At 57.4% G+C, this 22,090-nt stretch carries 25 protein-coding genes and 2 pseudogenes; 16 read left to right on the top strand and 11 right to left on the bottom strand.

The window, feature by feature from the left end:
- Nucleotides 1–106 precede the first annotated feature (106 nt).
- The 4 genes from AXE65_RS06530 to AXE65_RS06515 form a co-directional block, all read right to left on the bottom strand.
- Nucleotides 107–454 carry an RES family NAD+ phosphorylase gene (locus AXE65_RS06530; RefSeq protein ID WP_068389756.1) on the bottom strand — a complete coding sequence of 116 codons (348 nt, stop codon included), beginning with the start codon at nucleotides 452–454 and terminating at the stop codon, nucleotides 107–109.
- Nucleotides 447–1,121, bottom strand: coding sequence for an XRE family transcriptional regulator (locus tag AXE65_RS06525; protein WP_068389753.1), 675 nt, complete (start codon nucleotides 1,119–1,121; stop codon nucleotides 447–449). The genes AXE65_RS06530 and AXE65_RS06525 overlap by 8 nt, the downstream gene beginning before the upstream one ends.
- 86 nt (nucleotides 1,122–1,207) lie before the next feature.
- Nucleotides 1,208–1,780: a PIN domain-containing protein gene (locus AXE65_RS06520; protein WP_068389751.1), complete on the bottom strand. Its 573-nt coding sequence runs from the start codon at nucleotides 1,778–1,780 to the stop codon at nucleotides 1,208–1,210.
- Nucleotides 1,777–2,244, bottom strand: a complete 468-nt coding sequence (locus tag AXE65_RS06515; RefSeq protein WP_068389748.1) for a helix-turn-helix domain-containing protein — start codon at nucleotides 2,242–2,244, stop codon at nucleotides 1,777–1,779. The genes AXE65_RS06520 and AXE65_RS06515 overlap by 4 nt, the downstream gene beginning before the upstream one ends.
- Before the next feature lie 175 nt (nucleotides 2,245–2,419).
- Between AXE65_RS06515 and AXE65_RS06510 the strand changes: the two genes are divergently transcribed.
- The 15 genes and pseudogenes from AXE65_RS06510 (at nucleotide 2,420) to AXE65_RS06440 (ending at nucleotide 14,347) form a co-directional block, all read left to right on the top strand.
- Nucleotides 2,420–2,776 (top strand): integrative conjugative element protein, RAQPRD family, encoded by a 357-nt coding sequence (locus AXE65_RS06510; protein ID WP_068389745.1) that lies wholly within the window; start codon nucleotides 2,420–2,422, stop codon nucleotides 2,774–2,776.
- Nucleotides 2,773–3,006, top strand: coding sequence for a TIGR03758 family integrating conjugative element protein (locus AXE65_RS06505; protein ID WP_068389743.1), 234 nt, complete (start codon nucleotides 2,773–2,775; stop codon nucleotides 3,004–3,006). Before AXE65_RS06510 ends, AXE65_RS06505 begins: the two co-directional genes overlap by 4 nt.
- A gap of 19 nt (nucleotides 3,007–3,025) precedes the next feature.
- Nucleotides 3,026–3,373, top strand: coding sequence for a TIGR03745 family integrating conjugative element membrane protein (locus AXE65_RS06500; protein ID WP_068389741.1), 348 nt, complete (start codon nucleotides 3,026–3,028; stop codon nucleotides 3,371–3,373).
- A gap of 1 nt (nucleotide 3,374) precedes the next feature.
- Nucleotides 3,375–3,773, top strand: coding sequence for a TIGR03750 family conjugal transfer protein (locus AXE65_RS06495; RefSeq protein ID WP_068389738.1), 399 nt, complete (start codon nucleotides 3,375–3,377; stop codon nucleotides 3,771–3,773).
- Nucleotides 3,770–4,441 (top strand): PFL_4703 family integrating conjugative element protein, encoded by a 672-nt coding sequence (locus AXE65_RS06490; protein WP_068389735.1) that lies wholly within the window; start codon nucleotides 3,770–3,772, stop codon nucleotides 4,439–4,441. Before AXE65_RS06495 ends, AXE65_RS06490 begins: the two co-directional genes overlap by 4 nt.
- Nucleotides 4,438–5,262: a TIGR03749 family integrating conjugative element protein gene (locus AXE65_RS06485; RefSeq protein WP_068389732.1), complete on the top strand. Its 825-nt coding sequence runs from the start codon at nucleotides 4,438–4,440 to the stop codon at nucleotides 5,260–5,262. Before AXE65_RS06490 ends, AXE65_RS06485 begins: the two co-directional genes overlap by 4 nt.
- Before the next feature lie 134 nt (nucleotides 5,263–5,396).
- Complete coding sequence (locus AXE65_RS06480) at nucleotides 5,397–6,293, top strand: bstEII (protein WP_068389846.1); 897 nt, start codon at nucleotides 5,397–5,399, stop codon at nucleotides 6,291–6,293.
- 1 nt (nucleotide 6,294) lies between these two features.
- Entirely contained in the window at nucleotides 6,295–7,551 is a 1,257-nt protein-coding gene (locus AXE65_RS06475; protein ID WP_068389729.1) for a site-specific DNA-methyltransferase, read from the top strand.
- Nucleotides 7,552–9,084 (top strand): annotated as a pseudogene (locus AXE65_RS06470) (conjugative transfer ATPase); the annotation flags it as partial.
- A gap of 27 nt (nucleotides 9,085–9,111) precedes the next feature.
- Nucleotides 9,112–10,374: a DNA (cytosine-5-)-methyltransferase gene (gene dcm / locus AXE65_RS06465; protein ID WP_068389726.1), complete on the top strand. Its 1,263-nt coding sequence runs from the start codon at nucleotides 9,112–9,114 to the stop codon at nucleotides 10,372–10,374.
- Nucleotides 10,374–10,820 (top strand): very short patch repair endonuclease, encoded by a 447-nt coding sequence (locus AXE65_RS06460; RefSeq protein ID WP_068389723.1) that lies wholly within the window; start codon nucleotides 10,374–10,376, stop codon nucleotides 10,818–10,820. Before dcm ends, AXE65_RS06460 begins: the two co-directional genes overlap by 1 nt.
- Nucleotides 10,817–12,064, top strand: a complete 1,248-nt coding sequence (locus AXE65_RS06455) for a type II restriction endonuclease (RefSeq protein ID WP_068389720.1) — start codon at nucleotides 10,817–10,819, stop codon at nucleotides 12,062–12,064. The genes AXE65_RS06460 and AXE65_RS06455 overlap by 4 nt, the downstream gene beginning before the upstream one ends.
- 10 nt (nucleotides 12,065–12,074) lie before the next feature.
- Nucleotides 12,075–12,488: pseudogene (locus AXE65_RS06450) on the top strand (integrating conjugative element protein); the annotation flags it as partial.
- Nucleotides 12,485–12,823 carry a hypothetical protein gene (locus tag AXE65_RS06445; protein ID WP_068389714.1) on the top strand — a complete coding sequence of 113 codons (339 nt, stop codon included), beginning with the start codon at nucleotides 12,485–12,487 and terminating at the stop codon, nucleotides 12,821–12,823. The pseudogene AXE65_RS06450 and the gene AXE65_RS06445, both read left to right, overlap by 4 nt.
- A 3-nt stretch (nucleotides 12,824–12,826) precedes the next feature.
- Nucleotides 12,827–14,347 carry a conjugal transfer protein TraG N-terminal domain-containing protein gene (locus AXE65_RS06440; RefSeq protein WP_068389711.1) on the top strand — a complete coding sequence of 507 codons (1,521 nt, stop codon included), beginning with the start codon at nucleotides 12,827–12,829 and terminating at the stop codon, nucleotides 14,345–14,347.
- On the opposite strand, the gene AXE65_RS06435 is transcribed toward AXE65_RS06440, so the two are convergent.
- From AXE65_RS06435 to AXE65_RS06425, 3 genes are all read right to left on the bottom strand, one after another.
- Complete coding sequence (locus tag AXE65_RS06435) at nucleotides 14,325–14,723, bottom strand: DUF3742 family protein (protein ID WP_068389708.1); 399 nt, start codon at nucleotides 14,721–14,723, stop codon at nucleotides 14,325–14,327. The two genes, AXE65_RS06440 and AXE65_RS06435, sit on opposite strands and share 23 nt — an antisense overlap.
- A 61-nt stretch (nucleotides 14,724–14,784) precedes the next feature.
- The gene (locus AXE65_RS06430) at nucleotides 14,785–15,198 is read right to left on the bottom strand and encodes a putative toxin-antitoxin system toxin component, PIN family (RefSeq protein ID WP_068389705.1); all 414 of its coding nucleotides are present in this window, start codon (nucleotides 15,196–15,198) and stop codon (nucleotides 14,785–14,787) included.
- A complete protein-coding gene (locus tag AXE65_RS06425; protein ID WP_068389702.1) occupies nucleotides 15,198–15,470 on the bottom strand; it encodes a type II toxin-antitoxin system Phd/YefM family antitoxin in 273 nt (90 codons plus the stop codon). Before AXE65_RS06425 ends, AXE65_RS06430 begins: the two co-directional genes overlap by 1 nt.
- 246 nt (nucleotides 15,471–15,716) lie before the next feature.
- Between AXE65_RS06425 and mobH the strand changes: the two genes are divergently transcribed.
- Entirely contained in the window at nucleotides 15,717–17,567 is a 1,851-nt protein-coding gene (gene mobH, locus AXE65_RS06420; protein WP_068389698.1) for a MobH family relaxase, read from the top strand.
- A gap of 122 nt (nucleotides 17,568–17,689) precedes the next feature.
- On the opposite strand, the gene AXE65_RS06415 is transcribed toward mobH, so the two are convergent.
- The 4 genes from AXE65_RS06415 to AXE65_RS06400 form a co-directional block, all read right to left on the bottom strand.
- Nucleotides 17,690–18,172, bottom strand: coding sequence for a copper uptake system-associated protein (locus AXE65_RS06415; protein ID WP_068389695.1), 483 nt, complete (start codon nucleotides 18,170–18,172; stop codon nucleotides 17,690–17,692).
- Nucleotides 18,173–18,195: 23 nt separating this feature from the next.
- Complete coding sequence (locus tag AXE65_RS06410; RefSeq protein WP_079214072.1) at nucleotides 18,196–20,154, bottom strand: TonB-dependent receptor; 1,959 nt, start codon at nucleotides 20,152–20,154, stop codon at nucleotides 18,196–18,198.
- 69 nt (nucleotides 20,155–20,223) lie between these two features.
- Nucleotides 20,224–20,637: a DUF2946 family protein gene (locus tag AXE65_RS06405; RefSeq protein ID WP_079214071.1), complete on the bottom strand. Its 414-nt coding sequence runs from the start codon at nucleotides 20,635–20,637 to the stop codon at nucleotides 20,224–20,226.
- Between the two features lie 61 nt (nucleotides 20,638–20,698).
- Complete coding sequence (locus AXE65_RS06400; RefSeq protein ID WP_239685039.1) at nucleotides 20,699–21,718, bottom strand: helix-turn-helix domain-containing protein; 1,020 nt, start codon at nucleotides 21,716–21,718, stop codon at nucleotides 20,699–20,701.
- Nucleotides 21,719–22,090 lie beyond the last annotated feature (372 nt).

Genomic DNA, 22,090 nt, shown 5'->3' with positions numbered 1-22,090 from the left:
GTGTTGCTCAATGTAATAGGCGGCGTTTTGCATTCTTTATGTTAACGCCGATACGATACATGTTCCGTCATGCTTTTGTCCAATGCGAGGATGAGTCCTGCTAAGATCAGCGATCTTGTCCGCATCTCCCGATTCCCGCATGCCTGCACCACTGGAACCGCTCGCCCGTCTGCCGCGCTGAACCGCCATCCGGACAGTGAGAGCTGTGTTGATGAAAGACGGTTTCCATCAACGCGCAGTCCACCGTGGTGCTTGCGTACAGCGTAGGAACGGGCTGGCCTGCATCATTGCCAATCGGACTGAAGCGTGCGTTGCCGCGTTGGCCGGGGTTGAATTGGTTAGCCCGATAGTGCTGAAGGTGGACGCGGTGCAGCACCTGCCCTTTGGCGATAGTGGTCAGCGTGACGTGCAATTTGGCAGGCGGCGCGGGCGTGACATCCCCTTGCCTATCCATGCGCAATCTCCTGAATCTCGTCTTGCGCCGCCGCCATCACCCGCTCGGGGTTTGAGGCCAGCAGGTCTTGTGGACGTTTGCCGCCCAGAAAACTGTTGACGCCCAAAAACCAATACGCCATGCCCCAACCGTCCTTGTGTCCGGCAAACACCTTGATGATGTCGGACAGCGCCTTGAGCGGACGAAAGTTGGCGTGACTGTCCAGCCCATAGCCGGGAAAGTAGTCAACGCCGTTGTGGTGGATGGCAAAAATCAGCCCCTGCTTTTTCCATTTGTTCGGTTGGGCGCTGGGATTGCGCGTGCTGAACCCCGCCAGTTGCGCGATGTCGGCGGCGGTCAGCCAGTCCCCGCTTTCCAGCACCGCGCGGCGAGCGCGTACCAACATAGCGGCTTCCTTGAGCAGGCGGGGCGATGGCGGCGCGTGTGGCACCAGTGCCTGCGCCAAGCGTTCCAGCGATTGGCGCTCATGGCGCTCGTGCAGCACGTCCAGCATGGATGCGGCGACATGGGTGAAATTCTCGGCCAGCGTGTCAAACATCGGCGGCTGGATGTGTTCAAAGGTCATGACCAGCACCCGTTCGGCCTGCGAGCGGGCAAGCTGCGCCTGAATGTCTTTGGGCGTGCCGGACAGGGTGGAAATGCCGGAATGTTCTGCGAGGGCGGGCATATCATGCTCTTTACGGATATTTAAGTTATCATAAAAATATCATATCCATGATAGCAAATCAAGGCCGGTTTCTGACGGTTTGTAGCTCAAAGCCTATCCCGGTAAACCGTCAATACTTCCACCGTCTTTATCAGCCCCTGTTTGCGCAATATCTCCAAATATTGGTCGGTATCGCTGGGCGGGCTTGCAAGCTGCGCACGCTGTTGTTGCGCCGCCCAAATGACGGCAGTTGCATCACGCTCCAACAATTGCAGAATAAAGTCATCGGGATGCAAGGCTCCAATCCCAAACGGGGCCAATGCTTCGCGCGGAAAGTCCCGCAGATTGAACGTCACGATAGTGCTGGCCTCACCATGAATGGCAGCGGCCAGCACATGGCGGTCGTCAGGGGCTGGCAAATGCAAGTCCGCAATCAAGGCTTCATAACCTTCGACCAGGCAATCGGGGATGGCCTTGTCCATCAGGTCTGAAACGCGGTCAAGCTGGGCGCGGCTCAACCCCGGTCGGTTGCGCAACACGTTGCGTTTCCACTCATCCTGAATGGTGCGGCTCCACCGCGCTCGAAAGCATCCCGACAACCCCAACCACATCAAAAAATCCCGCAACAGCGCCGGATACAGCACGCAGGCATCGTAGAGGACGGCGGTCGCTGCCTTCATTCGTAGCCCAAGCCTAATTCTTGTGACAAGCGGGTCAACTCGGCCATCGTCGCCTCGCTCGCACGCATGCGGGCTTCTTTGTATTGCATCAGGTCGGTCAGCCGCACGCGGCGGTGCTTGCCGGTGCGGTGAAAGGGGATTTCGCCGTCTTCCAGTAACTTGACCAGATGCGGGCGCGAGACATTGAGCAGGTCGGCGGCTTCTTGCGTGGTCAGTTCGGCGTGAACAGGCACGATCTGCACGGCGTTGCCCTCGGCCATTTCCGTCAGCACATCCGCCAACAGGCGCAGCGCCGTCGTTGGCAGCTCAATCTGATGCGTCTGATTGCGGGCATCCACAATCTGGATGTGCTGGGTCGCTTGGGTCTGGACCAGATACGCCGCCAGCGCACGCCGTCCCTGTGCGGCGGCGTGCACCTCGTGCCGGGCGGGCAGTGTTGTGATGGCGGATAGGGTAGCGGGCATGGCGGCACCTTTGGGGCGTTGACGAAACCGCCTCACAATAAACGAAACAAACGAAAAGCACAATAGACGCAACGTTCGCCCTCAACAATCCGTTTTGCCGCAGTTCCGATTGTTTGCTGCGGGGAGCGGACGGGGTTGCCACCATCACGCCATTGTTCATTGAAGGATGTGCGTGATGGGATTTTCAATCGGGCGAGGTGCCGTGCAATGCGGCCTGTCTGTGCTGCTGGCGATGCTGCTGTCACCCGCAGCATTGGCCGAAGCGGCGCACCAGCGCATCGAGCTGGCGGCTGCGCTGCGCCAGCTCGACGCGCTGGAACGGTTGGTTCGGCACAGCCAAGCCAACACGCCTGTCGTTGCAGGCGAACGCGACCACTTCGACTATCCCCGCCTACTGACCGATTTGGTGCAGGTGCGTATCGGTATTCAAACCTGGCTCACACCATCACGCGCCCAGCCGCGCGATTTGAGCGAACTGTCCGGCGATTACCGCCGCGAACAGGTGCTGCCGAACGGGGTACCGCCGCCATGACCCCAGCGCAACTTTCCGCCTTTCAAGCCAACAGCGCCATCACGCCCGCCAGCATGGCGGCTGTCCTGGTCGGCTTTGTGTTCGCCGTGTTGCTGTTGTGGGGCGTGTGGGCCATCCGAACGGCATGGGTAGGGTGGACGGAAAACAGCATCAACCAACGCCAGTTTCTCGCCGTGTGCATGCGCTTTGTGGCGATGTATCTCGTGCTGACGTTTTTTCTTCTCTCGTAAAACCCAAGGAATTTTGACCATGAAACCCCATCGCTTAACTTTCCGTACCACGCTGGCGGCGGGCATCAGCACACTACCGGCGCTGTCCTTCGCCCAAGGCTTGCCGACCATTGACCCGCCCTCGCGCGGCACCGGCTCAGGCATCATGCAGACCATCCGCAACTACGGCTACGACATGATTTTGCTCGTGGCGCTACTGGTGGTGGCGGCGATGTTTATCGGTGTGTGCTACCACGCCTACGGCACCTACGCGGAAATCCACACGGGGCGCAAGACCTGGGGCGAGTTTGGTTTGACGGTCGCCGTGGGCGCGGTGCTGCTGGTCATCGGCATTTGGCTCTTGACCGAAGCCACCGGCATTCTCTGACATGCCTGAACATCAACCTATCCGCGCGGATGGCAGCGTGACCTTTCTGCCGCATCGGCTCAATCGCCAGCCCGTGGTGGTGCGCGGGTTGACGGCGGACGAACTGTGGATTTGCTGCGGCCTGTCGGGTGCGATCGGGTTGCTGGTGGGTCTGCCGCTGGCCTGGCTGCTGTCCACCATTGCATTGATACCGACGTTGATTGTGCTCGGCATCGTTGCGGGCATTTTTGTGGGCGGCGGCATGCTGCGTCGGCAAAAGCGCGGGCGACCTGATACCTGGCTGTATCGGCAATTGCAGTGGGCGATCAGCACACGCTACCCACTGCTGGCCGGATGGGTGGGCGCAGATGGTTTGATTGCCCGCACCGGTTTGTGGACGGTCAGAAGGTGCGCAGCATGAGCCGGTTCAAAAGTGAAGTCGCACATTTGCGCGCGCATATCAAAACGCTGCGCGTTGCTGCGCTCGCCCTGTTGCTGATGGCCTTGGTGATGGGCGCGGGTTGGTGGAGCGCTCCGCGCAATCTGACCATCCACATCCCGCCTGACCTGCGTTCTGGCAGCACAAGAAAATGGTGGGAGGTGCCGCCCGAATCGGTCTATGCGTTCACGTTCTACGTGTTCCAGACCCTCAACCGCTGGCCGACGAACGGCGAAGAGGACTATTCGCGCAACCTCCACACGCTCTCGCCGTACCTCACCCCGTCGTGCCAAGCCTTCCTGCGGGCGGATTATGACTACCGCCGTAACGCCGGAGAACTGCGCCAGCGTGTGCGCGGGATTTACGAGATTCCCGGGCGCGGCTATGGCGATAACCCCGCCGCGCGGGTGCGCGTGGTCTCGGAGCGCGATTGGCTGGTCACATTGGACTTGAGCGCCGATGAGTATTACGCCGCAGAACAGGTCAAGCGGGTGCTGGTGCGCTACCCCATCAAGGTCGTGCGCGCCGATGTAGACCCTGCGCGTAATCCCTTTGGCTTGATGCTGGACTGCTATGACGGCACGCCGCAGCGCATCGAGGTGCCAGCAGCAGAAACGCCCACACGCAGCGGTTTGGGAGCGAACCCATGAAGCATTATCTGTTTGGCTTGTTGATACTGATACTGATACCCGCAGCGCAAGCCGTGGAAATCCTGCACTGGCAACGGCTACCGTTATCTGTGCCACTGCTTGTAGGGCAGGAGCGCATTGTGTTTGTTGACCGCAACGTGCGCGTCGGTGTGCCAAACAGTGTCGCCGGACGCTTGCGCGTACAAAGCGCGGGTGGCGTGGTGTATTTGCGGGCGAATGAACCGATTGAACCCACACGCCTGCAATTGCAGGATGCCGATACCGGCGCTTTGATTTTGCTGGACATCAGCGCTCGCGCGGCAAGAGACGGTGAGCCGGAATTGGAGCCGGTGCGGATTGTGGAAGGCGAAACCGCGCCAGGCAACGCCACACAATCACCGCCACGCCAAACCCCAATCGCCGTCGTCCTGACCCGCTTTGCCGCGCAAAACCTGTATGCACCGCTGCGCACGATAGAGCCTATCCCCGGCATTATGCGCGTCAATCTGCGGCGTGATTTGAACTTGGATACCTTGCTGCCGACATTGCCTGTGCAGGCAGCACTACTGGCCGCGTGGCGACTGGACAACCAGTGGGTGACGGCGGTTCGGCTGACCAATACCAGCGCTGATTGGATCACCCTTGACCCGCGCCTGTTGCAGGGTGATTTCCTCACCGCGACTTTCCAGCACGCCACACTTGGCGCGAACGGTACACCGGAAGATACCACCGTTGTCTATCTGGTCACGCGCGGCTCTGGTCTGGCGCAAGCCTTGCTGCCCGCCATTCAACGTTTTGACCCTGCCGTGCATTTCAACAAGGAGCATCACAATGCGCAGTAATGCCTTGTTGAAATGGCTGATGATTCCAGCGCTGCTGCCTTGCAGCGCCGCTTGGAACGCATTGGCTGGGATCTGCCTTGAACGGCCTTGACGTGGGATGGTTCATCCGGTAATGCGTTACCATGACGAGGTTGATGAACAGCAAACGAGATTTTTTTGTGACCACAGAAAAGACATTCAGAGACTACAAGAACGAAGCCGAGGAGTGGATCACCCTTGCCACGGGCGAGTACTACCCGGACATCCTGTATGATGCCTGCCGACTTTATGAGCCTGTGCTTGTTCAATTTGGCTTGTTGCTGAAATCATCGCACTCGTCCACAAATTTTTTCATGTCTATCATGGAAACAAAAAATCAGTGGATGCGCACGCAGCTTTGCCGAATTTTCAAAAAATACGTCAGTCCGCAAACGCCTGTCGAGATGTTAAAGCGAAAGACAGACGCAGAAAAAATATGCAGCCAATTTGGCGAATCTTTCCGAAAGATCGTGGAAGTACAGCGCAAATTCTCGTCACGCCCCATGCCGGATGAGGCGCTTTGCGCTGTTCTCTGGGAATATAAAGACCGTGGTAAAAAAGGTTACGACCTGACCGAGAGGCTATTTGATGTTTTACGCAGTCATCATCCCGATTGGGTGATTGCCGGACCGGAACGTGCGGGCAAAGATGTATTGCTGGGGAAAATATTTGACAACTACCCAAAACCCGACCGGCCTGTCGATTTCGTCATTTGCGAAGGGAAAAAAGTACTTGCGATTGGCCTTGCCCGCTACGATTCCGACAGGGGCGGCGCTCAAGAAGACGACAGAACCGGACAATACCGTGAAGTGGCGCAAGAAATCATTGGATACGCCGATGCTCACGGCATGCCGAATCTCAAAGTGATTTATGTCAACGATGGTCCGGGTTTGCTGCTGGGGTCAATGTGGAATGACTATGCCTATATTGAGGAACAGTGGAAAGGCCGCGTCAAGGTTGTCACCTTGCGCATGGTGCCAGAACGCATCTCAAAAAAATGGCTGGAGTCCTGATATGGCTGTACCCGTTCCAGCAAAAGGGAAAAGACCTTCAAATGTTGCCAAGACAGCGGCATTTCGTCTTGATTACCCCGGTAAAAAAACAGCAGAAGAAATCTTGAATACTCCCGCCGGAAGCTATGTCCCTGACATGACTTTTAGCAGCGGCAAAAATCGGCTTTATCATGCTGATAACCTGCGCGTACTGGCGGCATTGGCACAGGATGAATCCATTGCAGGCAAAATCAGGTTGGCGTACATCGACCCGCCTTTTGCTACCGCTGCGGCATTTGAATCGCGCAAACAAGCGCACGCCTATGATGATTATCTGACCGGCTCCGAATTTGTTGAAGCATTGCGTGAACGGTTGATTTTTATTCATCACTTACTGGCTGACGACGGCTCTTTTTATTTGCATCTTGATGAACGCATGATTTTTCATTTGCGTCTCATTCTGGACGAAATTTTCGGCGAGTCGAATTTCAGAAATTGTATTACACGAAAAAAATGCAATCCAAAGAACTACACCAGAAAGACTTACGGCAACATTGCAGACTACATTCTGTTTTATACCAAGACCAGCAATTACGTCTGGAATCGCCCCATAGAGCAATGGGATGAAGCCAGAGCACTCAAAGAATACCCATATATTGATAGCGATGGGCGCAGATATAAAAAAGTTCCAGTCCATGCGCCAGGTGTCCGCAATGGAGAAACCGGAAAGGCGTGGCGAGGAAAACTTCCTCCCCCCGGAAAGCATTGGCAATATTTGCCGGAAACTTTGGATGCAATGGATGCCAGCGGAGAAATATTCTGGTCTTCTACTGGCAACCCAAGGCGCAAGATTTATCTGGAAAACAGCAAAGGAATCCCCGTTCAGGATATTTGGATGGATGTTCGTGATGCACATAACCAAAATATTCGCATTACAGGCTATCCAACCGAAAAAAATCCGGCGTTGCTGGCCCGTATTATTGAGGCATCCTCAAATCCGGGGGATATAGTGATGGATTGCTATTGCGGTTCAGGGACAACCCTTGCTGTGGCATCCGAAACGGGGCGGCGCTGGATCGGTGTTGACAACAGCAAAGAGGCCATAAAAACGACGCTGAGCCGCTTTAAGTCAGGAACCGAACGTATGGGGGATTTTGTCAATAACAAAAGACAAAGCGAACTTCCTTTGCATAATTCAATCTCGGATTTTGTGCTTTATACGCCCGAAGATTGCCATTTTGAAAATTCAGTACCGAAGGAAGAATACGAAATGGCGTAGAACCTGCCGCACCTGGCCAAGAAGGCCGTGGGCGAGACGCTGGCATCCGAACAAACCCTCAAAGACGTACAGCAAGCGCGGTCTTTGATAGGCAGTTCGCACAAACTCTATCGCGGCGCGTTGGCGTTTTACCTGCGCGGGCGCGATGAAATCGAACTCGATCAGCGCGGCCTGCAACTGGCCAACGTCATGCTCAACGCCGGTTTGCAGCCGGTCAGGGAAACCGATGAAGTCGCGCCGCTCAATAGCTATCTGCGCTGGCTGCCATGCGTCTACAGCCCAACGCAAGACAAACGGCAGTGGTACAGCCAACTGATGTTCGCCCAGCACGCCGCCAATCTCTCGCCGGTCTGGGGACGCAGCCAGGGGACAGGCCACCCCGGCATCACCTTCTTTAATCGCGGCGGCGGGCCGATTACCTTTGACCCGCTCAACCGGCTTGACCGGCAAATGAACGCGCACCTGTTTCTGTTCGGGCCGACGGGTTCGGGCAAATCGGCCACGCTGAACAATCTACTCAATCAAGTCACGGCCATTTATCGGCCAAGATTATTCGTCGTGGAAGCAGGCAATTCGTTTGGTCTGTTTGGCGAATTTGCCAAGCGTCTGGGCTTGACCGTCAACCGCGTCCGGCTGGCACCGGGCGCAGGTGTCAGCCTTGCGCCGTTTGCCGATGCCCGTCGTCTGATTGAAACGCCCAGCGACGTGCAAACGCTGGATGCCGACGCACTGGACGAGGAGCAATTAGCAGACGCCGCAATCGAAGCCGACGAGCAGCGCGATGTGTTGGGCGAACTGGAAATCACCGCGCGGCTGATGATTACCGGCGGTGAAGACAAGGAAGAAGCCCGCATGACCCGCGCCGACCGCTCCTTGATTCGCCAGTGCATTCTCGATGCCGCGCGGCTGTGTGTGGATGAATCCCGCACCGTCTTGACCCGCGATGTACGCGATGCCCTGCGCGATCGCAGCCGCGATCACACCCTGCCCGAAACCCGCCGCACACGCCTGTTGGAAATGGCCGATGCAATGGATATGTTTTGTCAAGGTTCCGATGGCGCAATGTTTGACCGCGATGGCACGCCGTGGCCGGAGGCCGATATTACGCTGGTAGACCTCGCCACCTACGCCCGCGAAGGCTACAACGCGCAGCTATCCATCGCCTATATCAGCCTTATCAGCGCCGTGAACAATATTGCCGAACGCGACCAGTATCTGGGCAGGCCGATTATCAACGTCACCGACGAAGGCCACATCATTACCAAAAACCCGTTGCTGGCACCTTATGTCGTCAAAATCACCAAAATGTGGCGCAAACTCGGCGCATGGTTCTGGCTCGCCACCCAGAACGTCGATGACCTGCCCAAAGCCGCCGAACCCATGTTATCGATGATCGAATGGTGGATCTGCCTGTCCATGCCGCCGGACGAAGTCGAGAAAATCGCCCGCTTCCGCGAACTCTCGCCTGCTCAAAAGGCCTTGATGCTGTCTGCTCCCTTGACAAAGGGACAGATTGCGGACAAAATGACCCTGAAATTACCCTAACAAGGATTGACGGCAATGCATTTGCAACCCGCCACGCTGCTCAAACAGGCGCGTACCCGCTATACCCAGCGTGAGCTTGCCCGCCATATCGGCAAGGACATCAGGACACTGCGGCGCTGGGAAACGGGTCAGACCCCTTGTCCCGACATGCTGGGACCGGCCCTTCAACTTTTGCTGTTCCCTTCCGGCACCGCAAAGCAGTCAGAAAACAACCGGTTTCGTTTCATCGACCTGTTCGCGGGCATTGGCGGCATCCGCAGCGGGTTTGAGACGCACGGCGGGCAGTGCGTGTTTACCAGTGAATGGAACGATTTTTCAAAAAAAACCTATCTGGAAAATTTTGCCGACCTTCATCCGTTCGCGGGCGACATTACCCGGATGGATGCGGATGAAATCCCTGACCACGATGTTTTGCTGGCGGGTTTTCCGTGCCAGCCTTTTTCCATTGCCGGGGTCAGCAAGAAAAATGCACTGGGCAAACCGCACGGATTTGAATGTACCACCCAAGGAACACTATTTTTCGACGTGGCGCGGATTATCGCCCGCAAACGTCCGGCGGCGTTTTTGCTGGAAAATGTCAAGAACCTGCTCTCGCACGACAAGGGCAATACGTTCAAGGTCATCCTGCAAACCTTGCGCGATGAATTGGGCTATGAGGTGCATTACAAGGTGATCGACGGTCAGCATTTCACCCCGCAGCATCGGGAACGGATTGTCATTGTCGGCTTTCGGGAAAACAGCGGTTTTTCGTGGGACAGCCTGCAATTGCCTGCACAAGGCCCGCGTCTTGGCAGTATCTTGCACGCCACGGACGGTAGCGAACCGGTACTGGAGTGGGACGGCAACCGTTTTTTTGACCATGAAAAACAGCGCATCCAGCCAAAATACACCTTGACACCGAATCTTTGGGCTTATTTGCAAGCCTACGCGCAAAAACACCGCGCGGCAGGTAATGGATTCGGGTTTGGTCTGGTATCAAAGGATAGCGTCACCCGCACCTTGTCGGCGCGATATTACAAAGACGGCTCGGAAATTCTGGTTTCACAAGGTGGCAGAAAGCGCCCGCGCCGCCTGACTCCGCGCGAGTGCGCCCGCCTGATGGGTTTTCCTGATACGTTCAGAATACCGGTCAGCGATACCCAGGCGTACCGGCAATTCGGCAATAGCGTGGTTGTGCCGGTCATGCAGGAAGTCGCCCGCATCATGGCGCCGCATGTGCTGGAAATATTGGAGCAAGACGCGGGCGGCAGGGCGATCTCGCTGCCCTTGTTTGCCTGATGACCGATGTTGTAGCCAGCGCCACGCGCAGCCGGATGATGTCCGGCATCCGCGCCCGCAATACCAGGCCGGAAATGCAGGTGCGCCAGATATTGCACCGCATGGGCTTTCGCTTTCGCCTTCATGTGCGCAAACTTCCGGGCACGCCGGATATTGTTTTACCACGCTGGCGGGCAGCAATTTTTGTACATGGCTGCTTCTGGCATGGACACGACTGCCCGGATTTCAGGTTGCCGAAAACCCGAACGGATTTCTGGCAGGACAAAATTTCCCGCAATCGACACAACGATAACAACGCGAGGCAAGCATTGCGGGCAACCGGCTGGCGCGTGGGTATCGTATGGGAATGCGCCCTGCGTGGTGTAAACCGGAATGGTGACAAGCTGGCATCGCAACTTGAACGCTGGCTGCATTCCAAAACAGCAGAAGTGGAGATAAGGGGATGAAACAGGGGTATCTGTCGCAGTATTTTGATGGTGTTGCCGTCAAGCGTTTGAGCGCGGTCGAAATTGATGTTGGCCGCTCCAACCAGCGTGAGTTCAACGGCGCAAAAGAGATGCGTCGCCTGTTTGGTGAACCTACAGGCAAGGTTCAATTTCCGGCGCGATTCCTTTATCTTTGTGACGATGATGATGAGCCTGTTGCTGGCCAAGGGATTCTGACATGGTACGATGCCCGCGAAAAAGCGCGGATGGAACGGGGCGTGATGCGGCAGGAATACCGGCTTTATTCCCCATCCATTGCCACGGTATCGCAATGCGCCGCCGAAGGTGACTTGCTGCTGGTTGCCAAACGCACGGATGGTGGCGCTCTGGTGGTTGTGGCGGAAAAAAACACGCTCATCGAGCGTCAACTGCTTTGGCTGTTTGATTTGTCCGAAAAACTGACGTACCCGGGCTTTTCAGTCCGCGCAGAACTGGAAACCAACCAGGACAAAATTGGCTTTGCCGCACGTGTTATCCTGGAACAAATCGGGGTAGATGCCGAAGAAGAAGCGCTGGATTATCTTGAGCAGATGCTGGCACAATTTGGCAAGACCTATCCCAAAGCCGAACTGTTTTCTGCCTTTGCCAGAAACACCCTGAAAGATGTTTCCAGTCTGGACAGTACTGACGGCGCACTGATTGCCTGGATGGAGCACGAAGAAATCCTGTACCGAACTTTTGAAAATCACCTGCTATGTGAGCAGTTGCAAAAAATCGGGCAGGCTAATACAAAAGATGCCAATCCGGTCATCAAGATTGTACAAAGTACCCTGCAACGACGCAGGTCACGCGCAGGATTGGCGCTGGAAAACCATATGGAGCATATATTCAGGGAACACGACATTACCTATACACGTGGCGGCATTACGGAAGGTCGGCTCAAGCCGGATTTCATTTTCCCCGGTATCACTCATTACCATGACATGGCATTTCCTGAAAATTCTCTGACCATGCTGGCCGCAAAAACCACCTGCAAGGACCGCTGGCGACAAATACGCAATGAAGCGGGGCGTATTACGGTCAAGCATCTTTTGACATTGGAGCCGGGCATCAGCGAGCACCAGACACGCGAAATGCAAACCGAAAATGTGCAACTTGTGCTTCCCCGCAATTTGCATGAATTTTTCATGCCTGCTCAACAGGCATGGCTTCTGGATGTTTCTGATTTCATTCATCTGGTCAAGAAACGACAACAATATACATAACCGTTGCTACAACCTGCGCGAAGCAGGCAGCGTGTCTTTACCGATTACGCGCGGCGTCATCGAAGCACTGCGCGATGAACCCGACCAGGACATTCTGGCACACCGATTGGCTTCGGAAGTGGCGCTGGCTTCCGTGCTGGAAAAAGCCCTGTTGCTGCAACGCACGCTGCTCACCGGCCAGAAGGAACCCAACGTCGCCGCAAACCAGTTGGCCGTTGATGCGGTTAACCATGAAAGCGACGTCCTGATCCGCGAAATTCAAAATCTCAAGACTGAACTGGATCTGCGACGCACGTTGGCGAACAACTCGCCGATGGCCATCATCCAGCGCCACGGCGTGCGGGCAGCGGGTTCGCGTGGCATCTACGAAGGCGATCCGATTCCCAATCGGCTCGATGAGTTGAACAAGGGAACCACGCCGTGAACCTGTGCCCGCGCTGGCTGTTTCGCCACAACGTCGGCAAGGTGCTGCTGTGGACGCTGTTGCTGCTGGCCTTGGCTGTGGCCGCCAACGTTCTTGGAATTTATCTGCTTGGCAGTATCAATCACTGGAAAAACTGGTTGGACGCTGCGGCGGGGTATTTTTTGATCTGGCGGCTGTGCCTGTATGCCGCAACGATTTACGGCTGGCGCTGGATGCGGCGGCGTTTGCTGGCGCGGGAAGCAGGAGACGATGCACGGAAAAGACTGATACGCGCCGAAATCGCTGCCGTGATTGCTGTGGCAGCGCTGGAAATCAGCTTGATGGTTCAGGACTGAATAATGACGCTCTTTACCACGAATTACCTCGAATACTACCTGACGCTGGTCTCATGGATCGTCCATAACGGCATCTGGGCCGTGCTGGTATCCAGCGGCGTATTCGCCATCCCCTTTATCGCCATCATCATCCAGGAATGGCTCAAAGCCCGAACCGAAGGCGCGGACGAAGGCAACAAGGGTGTGCTGTCCTCGATGCGCATCGAGAACCGCATTTGGGTTGCCATTGTGGTGCTGATGTTCGCGGGTATGCCGTTTATCGACATCGATTTGAACACCATCAAATACGACCAATCGCGCTCGACACAGTGCCAGGTCAACGTACCAGAACCGAGCAATACGGGATGGAGCCAATCCTTTACCACCCTGAACAACCAAAGCGCCAAACTCCCCGTCTGGTGGGCGTTTATGCACGCGCTCTCGCGGGCGATTACCGGCGCATCCGTTGCCGCCATCCCCTGCGGCAGCGACCTGCGGCAAATCCGCATGGACATCAACGCCACCCGCATTGACGACCCGATACTCGCGCAGGAAGTCGCCGACTTCACCCACGACTGCTACGGCCCGGCGCGCGCCAAGCTGTTTATGCAGCGGCCAGAATTGGATGAAAAACAAATGCACGACGTCAGTTGGATAGGTTCCAACTATTTCACTGGTATAGCGGGTTACTACGACAACTACCATTCCCGCACCCCGCGCGATGCTTGGCCTTACGACAGCACCCGCGATGCGGGTCTCGCGCAAGTCGCGAGCGGTGGCGGTTATCCGACTTGCCAGCAATGGTGGAATGACGGCAACAACGGCCTGCGGGCAAGGCTACTGCAACAGGTAGACCCCAGCCTCCTGAACCGGCTCGCAGGCTGGGCGGGCTTCTTGAGCCGCACAGAAGTGGATGATTCCGTCATCCGCGCCATCGCCACGCCGCGTCAACAGAAAATCAATCAAGGCGCGGTCTACACCGACTACGGCGGACAGATCGACAAGACCCTCCCCAATATCGTGACGCGGGCTGCGGGCGATGTCGGCATGGCCGTGGGCGCGATTGCTGCCTTTCCCGCAATGGACGTGATGCGCCAAGCGCTGCCAATGGTGCTGGCCTTACTCAAAATGGCACTGGTGATTTGCATCCCGCTGGTACTGGTCGTGGGCACCTATGACCTGAAAACCGTTGTCACTGTCAGCGTTGTGCAGTTTGCATTGTTTTTCGTGGATTTCTGGTTTCAACTCGCCCGCTGGATAGACAGCACCATCCTCGATGCCCTCTACGGCTGGGGTTTCGGGTGGAATCGCCCGCATACCAACTTTGACCCGCTGGTCGGACTAAATAATACCTTCGGGGATTTGCTGTTGAACTTTGTATTGGGGACGATGTTTTTGGTGTTGCCTACGTTTTGGCTGGCGAGTTTGGGGTGGGTCGGGATTCGAGCAGGACATGCTGCCCAAGGATTTTCAGATGGCAGCAGTAACGCGGCGCAAGCCGGTGCCAAGGGGGCGGGCGCACTCAGTGGCGGAAAACTGAAATGAATTTCTGTCGGTCGTCAATGAACAACTCATGTGAGGCATCGTTGTACAGATTCGGATCGTACCCAGACTTCTTCCGTAGTTCAGTCAGATCAGTGAACGGCCACCACTTCTCTTCCTCTGGGGTGTTGGCAGCGGCTGCCCATCCTGCACCCACCATGAAAAGCAGCAGCAACGCAATCCAGAATGCCACGTAAAGCAGCACTCCTAGAACCGCCAGCTTGACCACCCATACCAGCGTAGCCGTCACGACCACCGGCGCACCCTTGTCCACCAACCACGCCGACACCCGCCGTTCGCCGCGCACACAACCACGCCAACCCCGACCCAGCCAGCGGCCAAAGCGTTCTGCGGTGCGAATACGGGTTGTCGTGTTCATGATGTTCACCTACTGCAACATGTTAGGCCTGTTCATTTCAAAAATGACGATTTCTGTCTTTTTACATTCCATATTGCGCCCAAAAATCTGCTGGGGTCACGATGGGATAGCGATCTGCCAGAGCCAGTAAATCCTTGTCGCCCGTCACTAAATAGCGCGCTCCTGACGTCAGCAAAGTCTGCAATATTGCTTGGTCGGCTGGGTCGCGCAGCGCCAAATCCGGCACGCCATCCGGCTCCACCATTTCCGCCTGAAACATCAAACTGTCAGCCAGATCACGGATTTCCATTGCTGTCATATGAACCTTCTTCAACCGTGGCAGCACTTGCACCAACTCGTCCAGAATGTAGTGCGACAACACCACACCCAGCCCGCCCTGTTGCCAGACCGTCATGATGCGTCCGGGAACACTGCCGGGATAGGCCAGGCCAGACACCAGTACATTGGTATCCAGCACAACCCGTAGCCGCGCCATCAGCGCGACTTCCGTACGGCGGCGACGGCGGCATCAATCTCGGCCAGCCCTTCGTGCATGGGCGTTGCGGCATAGCCTTCGCTGATCCGCTGGCTCAACGCCTCAAAGCGTTCGCGCATTCGGCGGATGCGGGCAAACAGTTCTGCATCCACCAACGCCGCGACTGGCCTGCCATCTTTATTGATGACGATGCTGTCGTTGCGATACTGCACCTGATTGAGCATCTCACCCAGGTTTTGCCGGAAATTCACGGCGCTGACTTCGGTAATCATGGCGCACCTTTACCCATATCGATTGATATGGTCATTATGGTTGAAGACTGCTCTGATGTCTACCGACGAAAGGCACACCGGTACGGTGCTGCTCAAAACAGGCTCGACACGGGTCTTTTGGCCGCTTGTTGACTACAAACGGCCAAAGGTGCAACAGTACAAAAGGGGGCAAGGGTGAAAAGGCAAGGGAACGGAATCAAGGGGAAAGGCCCTACCTCGAAAAGGCTAAAAGGCGCATGGCTGGCCTTGCTTTCGGCTGCTGGCACCTTTTCGCTGTCCCAACTCAAAAGGCCTCAACCAGCCGCAGCAGAACCCGCCCCCGAGCCAGAACCTCCAAAAGGCTGGCTGCGCCCAGAACCGGCGGCAGACTTACTCGCAACCCCGCGTCGGCAAAAACTGCTGGAACACATCTGGCAACGCACGTCGCTGTCGCGCCAGCAATTCAACGAGCTGTATCTGGCTCCCTTGCAACGCTACGCCAAACTGGTACAGCAATTCCCCGCCTCGGAAAGCCACCACCACGCCTATCCTGGCGGCATGCTCGACCACGGCTTGGAAATCGTTGCCTACGCCCTGAGACTGCGCCAGTCACACCTGCTGCCCGCTGGCGCAAGCCCAGAAGACCAGGCGGCGCAGTCCGAGGTCTGGACCGCCGCCACGGCCTACGCCGCGCTGCTGCACGACATCGGCAAGATTGCCGTGGACATTCACGTTGAATTGATGGATGACTCAATCTGGCACCCGTGGCACGGCACGCTGCAACAGCCTTACCGTTTTCGCTACCGCGAGGGCAGGGCATACCGCCTGCACAGCGCAGCTACAGGATTGCTTTATCACCAACTACTTGACCGCCATATTCTGGACTGGCTCTGCGATTATCCAGACCTGTGGGCATCGCTGCTGTACGTTCTTGCCGGTCAATACGAGCACGCAGGCATTTTGGCCGAACTGGTCATCCAGGCCGACCGCGCCTCCGTCGCCCAAGCACTCGGCGGCGACCCCGCCCGCGCACTGGCCGCGCCCAAAAGCGCCCTGCAACGCAAACTGCTGGACGGCCTGCGCTACCTGCTCAAGCACGAGCTGAAACTGAACCAACCGCAAGCCTCGGACGGTTGGCTCACCGATGATGCCCTATGGTTGGTCAGCAAAACCGTCTCCGACAAACTGCGCGCGCATCTGCTGGCGCAAGGCATAGCCGGAATCCCTGCCAACAACACCGCCGTGTTCAACGTGCTGCAAGAACACGGGATGTTGCAACCTACGCCCGAAGGCAAGGCCATCTGGAAGGCGACCATCACCAGCGACACCGGCTGGTCGCACAGCTTTACCCTGCTGCGCCTGGCTCCGGCGCTGATTTGGGAAGCCAGCGAACGGCCAACGCCGTTTGCAGGAACGGTGGCGATAGAGTCTGCGACAGACGAGGCCGACAGTATGGACACGCCCGCGTTGTCCAAAGCACCAGAATCTGCGTCAGCGCCCGTTGCACAACCAACTGCACCCGAGTCAGCGTCATCCATGCCCGCAGCAACAAGCGCGGCGGGTGCAATGGACGAGCTGTTTTCCCTGTTGGAGCAGTCACAGGCACTTGAACCGGAACCTCCCGCGCAACCCGCCACGCTGCCAGCATTGGCCAATGTACAGCAGCCATCTCCCAAATCAGAATCAGCGCCGACAGCAACAGCAACACAGCCGGACGCTCACGCCGCCCCATCCGCCGAACATTTCATGCGCTGGCTCAAACACGCCCTCACCACCCGCAAACTCATCTTGAACGATGCCAAAGCCTTGGTGCATACCGTGAATGACTCCGTATTTCTCGTCAGCCCCGGCGTCTTCCAACGCTACGCACAGGAACACCCGCAAACCGCCGCGTTTGCCAAACAGGAAGGCCAGCAAGACTGGCAATGGCTGCAAAAACGATTTGAAAAACTCGGCCTGCACCGCAAGCAACCGAACGGCCTGAATATCTGGATCTGTGAAGTCACTGGCCCCAGAAAATCCCGCCGCCTGCACGGCTACCTGCTGACCAGCGCCGATGCGCTGTTTGATGAGGTTCCGCTGAGCAATCCCTATTTGGCGCTATCCCAGGCCAAATAATGGCGTGCTGCCTACCAGCAGCGACGGCCAAAAATCGATTTGGGCGAGCTGTCAAAGTAGCGGGTAAAAGTCACAGAGGATTTGTAACCGTCTTTCCAGTCATGCAGCCTGGCTTGTCCAGGTCAATGGCGATGCACGTTTGGAGCCGTTTGTGGCGGATGACTGTGCATGCCCTCCATGCGCAGCATGCCTTCAAAGGTGGCGAACAGGGCGAGGCGCTCGGCAGGAATGGCGGCTTCGGCTTTCTCGACTTGCTGCGCCAAGTCTTGTGCTGCATCAAAGGGCATGCCGGTCATCACCAGCGTATTAGCCTCTTTCAAACCATCGCCACCGCATACGGAGACTTGCCATTGGCCGTGTACGTTACGGGTGAGAAGCGCACGCCCGCCGCGTTGGCCTTGTATCCACCCCGCCACCGCCCACTTATCTTTGATGACGACCGGGCCAACTTCTAATCGGGTTTGCGGGGTGTCCCAGGTGGACATCATGATTTGACGGATGCCGATTTCGTCGGTGGATTCGTTGGGGTTGGCGGCAGCTGATACAGGCAGAATCAGGGCGATCAGCAGGCTGGCGGCGCAGCCCAGTTGGTGTAAATATTTCATGGTGATTCCTCGTGATTGGGGTTTTAAAAACTGGCCGTCAGGCCGATTTGCGCCCAGCGTCCCGGCATGGGATAACCGGGGCGATAGGCGTAACTGCGGTCAAACAGGTTTTCCACGGCAACAAACAGCTCGCCCTTGTCGCCCAAGGCAGGAACGGGGTAGGCGATGCGTGCATTGGCGACTGTGAAGGACGAGACGCGCTCGGTGTTCTGCGCACCCGCTGCGCGTGGGCGGTTCAGTGACCACGCACGGGATTGGTACTGCGCGTCGATGGCAACGTGCAGTGGGCCGATTTCGCCATTGACCCCCAGCGTGACCGACCGTTTGGGGCTGTACGGCAGGTTGTCGATACTCGGATCCAGCCATGTGAATCCGGCAAACACAGACCAGTCGCGCCCCAGCGCTTGCTGTACGGACACTTCCGCGCCGTGCATGCTGTAGACTCCCAGATTGATGAATTGGGGCGGCGGCGGAACACTGGGCGGGAAGCCAAAGATATAACGGTGTTTGATTTTGTCGTGAAACAGGCTCAAGTCGAATCGGGTGGTATCAGCGGGCTGCCACTTCATCCCGATTTCGCGGTGATCCATTTGCTCGGCATCAAGCTGCCGCCAACTGTTGCCCAGTGGCGGGATTTGCGAAGACAAGAGTGGCACGGCCAGCCCCGGATAGTTGATGCCGCGTGCGATATTGGCAAACAGCGTCAACCGTTCTGAAACCAGCGAAAGTCCGGCATGCGGCGCTGTTTTGGCGGGAAAGTGGCTGTGCTTGTAGTAGCGCACGCCTGCCGATGGCACCAGCGTCCATGCGGGTGACAGCGCGACTTCATGGCTGATGGCAAGGTAGGGCGAGGTGATTTTGAAGGTGGGCGATTGATAATAATCCTGTGGTGCAGGTGCGATGCGGTTGAAGCGAACATCGCCGCGAATGCGGTCATGGTCAATCCCTGCCAGCACCGTGCCGCCTTGCCACGGCGACAGTTGTTCTTGCCAGCGCAACCCGCTCATGCGGAAACGGTTTAGACCATCGCCGTCAGGGGCTGGTTGGTCGAGCCAGTCGGCATCACCGCGACTGCGGTAGAGTTTTAGTTCACCCTGCCAGTCGCCATGCGTGTGCGCCAGTGTGGCAACCAGTAGCGTCGCCTGGGTGTTGTAGCGCGGCGGCAAGGGGGGCGGCGCAACGCGGTTGTCGCCCGGGTCACGCGCCTGGTTGCTCATATGCAGCAGACTGGCCGCCACAGACCAATGTGGATGGAACTGGTAGCCGATGCGTCCCATCACATTGTTCAACTCGCCGTCCGCATTGGCGCGATGGCCGTCAGACTGCGCGTGACCTTGCAGCAGGTTCCAGTCCAGTTTGCCATGCCGTCCCAACAGACTGAGTTGCTCGATAAAAGTGCCGTGCATGCCGCCCGACACGCGCACATCGCCATGCATGCTGTCTTCATTGGCGCGGCGGGTTTGCAGGTTGATGGACGAAAAATTATTGCCGCTGATGTGCGGCTGCGGGCTTTTATAAACCGTAATCGACTGCATGCCGTTGACCGGCAGCAGGTCAAGCACCGGGTGGTCCCACAACCCCATGTAAAACGGAATGCCGTCGATATAGGTCTTGACTTCGCTGCCTGGGCGACTGACACCCATGCCGCGAATGAATACCGCACCGCCTTGGTCGCCGCCAAACGCGCCGACCGGGTTGTAGCGGGAGATTTGCACGCCGGGCGTGCGGCGCAGCGACGAGGCCAAGTCCACCGCGTTCTGGTCGCGCAACTGCTCTTGTGTGACTACGGCCGAGCCGACGGAAAAGGTATCGATGTGAATTTCTTCGACAATTGGATTGGCCGTAACGGTGACAACGTCCAACTCAACCGGGCGTTGCTGCGCCTGTACGGGATTGACCAGCCATACGCCACAGGCCGTTGCAAGCACACACTGGCAAAGACGCACAGGGGCAATGCCCCGTGCGCAGGGGATACTAAACATGGGAAAACTCCAACGTTGTTCGTAAAGAAACCGCACGATCGTTATGCCGCGCGACTCATGGGAGGCGAATCAAGCGTTGAAGGGCGGGGCGCGTGCCTGCTGGGCGCGGCGAAAGCCGCTGGTGATGGGCGCATCAAGCAGCGGTGTTTGCGGCGCGCGTGTGTTCAGGTCGCTGGCGGCGATGCTAGGTAGCGCCGAGGCAATGGCGATATGGTGCGCGAGCAGGCACAGCACGCACGAACCGTCGGAGGGCATCGAGCCAAGCGGTTGTTGTTCTGGGTCTTGGTCGCTATCGATGCCGAGAAACTGCGCCAGCGGCACGGTTTTCATACCCGTGCCGGTGCAGATGACGACCGTTTCTTCGTCGGCGGACAGGCTCACCACCGGCATGTTGGCAACCGCAAAGGTCTGCCACAGCAACGCTAGCGCGACGGCAATCATGCCGAAGCGGCGCATTCGGTGACGTAGCCTGCGCGGGAACATGTCGGGTGCTTCAGTTCCTGTTGCCGTATTGAAGGGTAATCATACTGCTTTCATTTCGCCCCTACCCGCAGCGACGGCCAAAAATCGATTTGGGCGAGCGGCCAAAGTAGCGGGTAAAGGCGACGGAAAAATTGTTCGGGTATTTGTACCCCACCTGCCAACCCGCCTGTGCGACTTGCTGGCCGGATTCGAGCAGGGTGTAGGCTTTGCGCATGCGCAGTTCCAGCAGCAGCGTCATCGGTGTGGCATTGTACAGAATACGAAAACCTTCCTTGAGCTTGTGTTCGTTGATGCCCACAGCGGCAGCAAGGTAAGCGTGGGTCAATGGCCGGTGCAGTTGCTCGGCCATCAGGTCGCGGGCGCGTTCAATCCGGTCGATGTCGTAGGCGGACAGGCGATTGGCGGCGATGGGCGCAGCCGGTGAAAGCCGGTTGAATTGTTCGGCCAGCAGGCTCAAGGCGTGGATGTGCAGGTCAAGGCGGCGGCCGTTTTCGCCGGAGTTGTGTGCATTCGCGCCGGGCTGCATATAGCGCGTCAGCGCGGCGGCGTGCGCCATGCTGGTGTGGCTGCTGGGGTGAAATGATAAGTGGTGCAACCCCGCGCCAGTCAGGATGCTGGCGGCGCGTTCGCGTCCCACATATTTGTGCAACGCATCCTCATTGATGACCAGCCGCAGTTGCGAGACGGCCTGTGCGCGGTCATAGCGCCGTTCGCCGCGGATGGCGCGAAATGCGGTGATGGTGGTGTGTCCAGCCTGAAAACGCAGGGTAGAGGCATCTTCGCCCAGATAGCCGGACGCGCCGCATAGCCCCAGCGTCACCACCATCACCCGCCCAACGTGCGGGCCGGTGCTCTCTTCAATCAGTGCCCGGGTCGGATGGTAGTGCAGGCGACCCAGCGACAGTCCGGGTTCCAGTTCCAGATGCTCGGTGTAGCAGTTGCCCAATTCATCGGGTAGGTGCAGCCGCACATGGCCGTCGTTCAATGTCTGGCAGCGCTTGGGCTGCTCCGCCGCGAGACGGCAGCAGGCTTTGCTGGTGCGTATGGGCATGGGCGCTGTGCTGTTTTCCACGTTTCGCATACGAATAACTCCGCCTCGCATAGGCTTTAATAAAAATAATTCTCATTAAAACTATATCATTTTGCCTGTGCAAGGGTTTTGCACGTCACCGTGATATTTGAATGGGAGAGTGCGATGCGTCGCATGTTGAAAGCCGTTGGATCACAAGATTGTTTGGCCACGAGCCAAAGCGCAAGCCTTGCCGTTCACGGCGAGGTCAAGCGAGGCGGTTGTTCTATGGAGCCGAAGGCTCCCCTAACGGGTGGCGCAGATGCGCCGGACGCAAGGCCGGGGTTCTTCACCGAACCGCACGCGTTGCAAGCCTGTTGGGCGGGACAACTGGACGGGCTGGGTGCCGATGCTGTGCGCGTGGCCTTGGAGTGTGGGCTGTTC

It is taken from the genome of Ventosimonas gracilis, assembly GCF_001580025.1.
Lineage (GTDB): Bacteria > Pseudomonadota > Gammaproteobacteria > Pseudomonadales > Pseudomonadaceae > Ventosimonas > Ventosimonas gracilis.
Note: the sequence above shows the minus strand (reverse complement) of the source record. Positions and strands in the feature narration are given on the sequence as shown.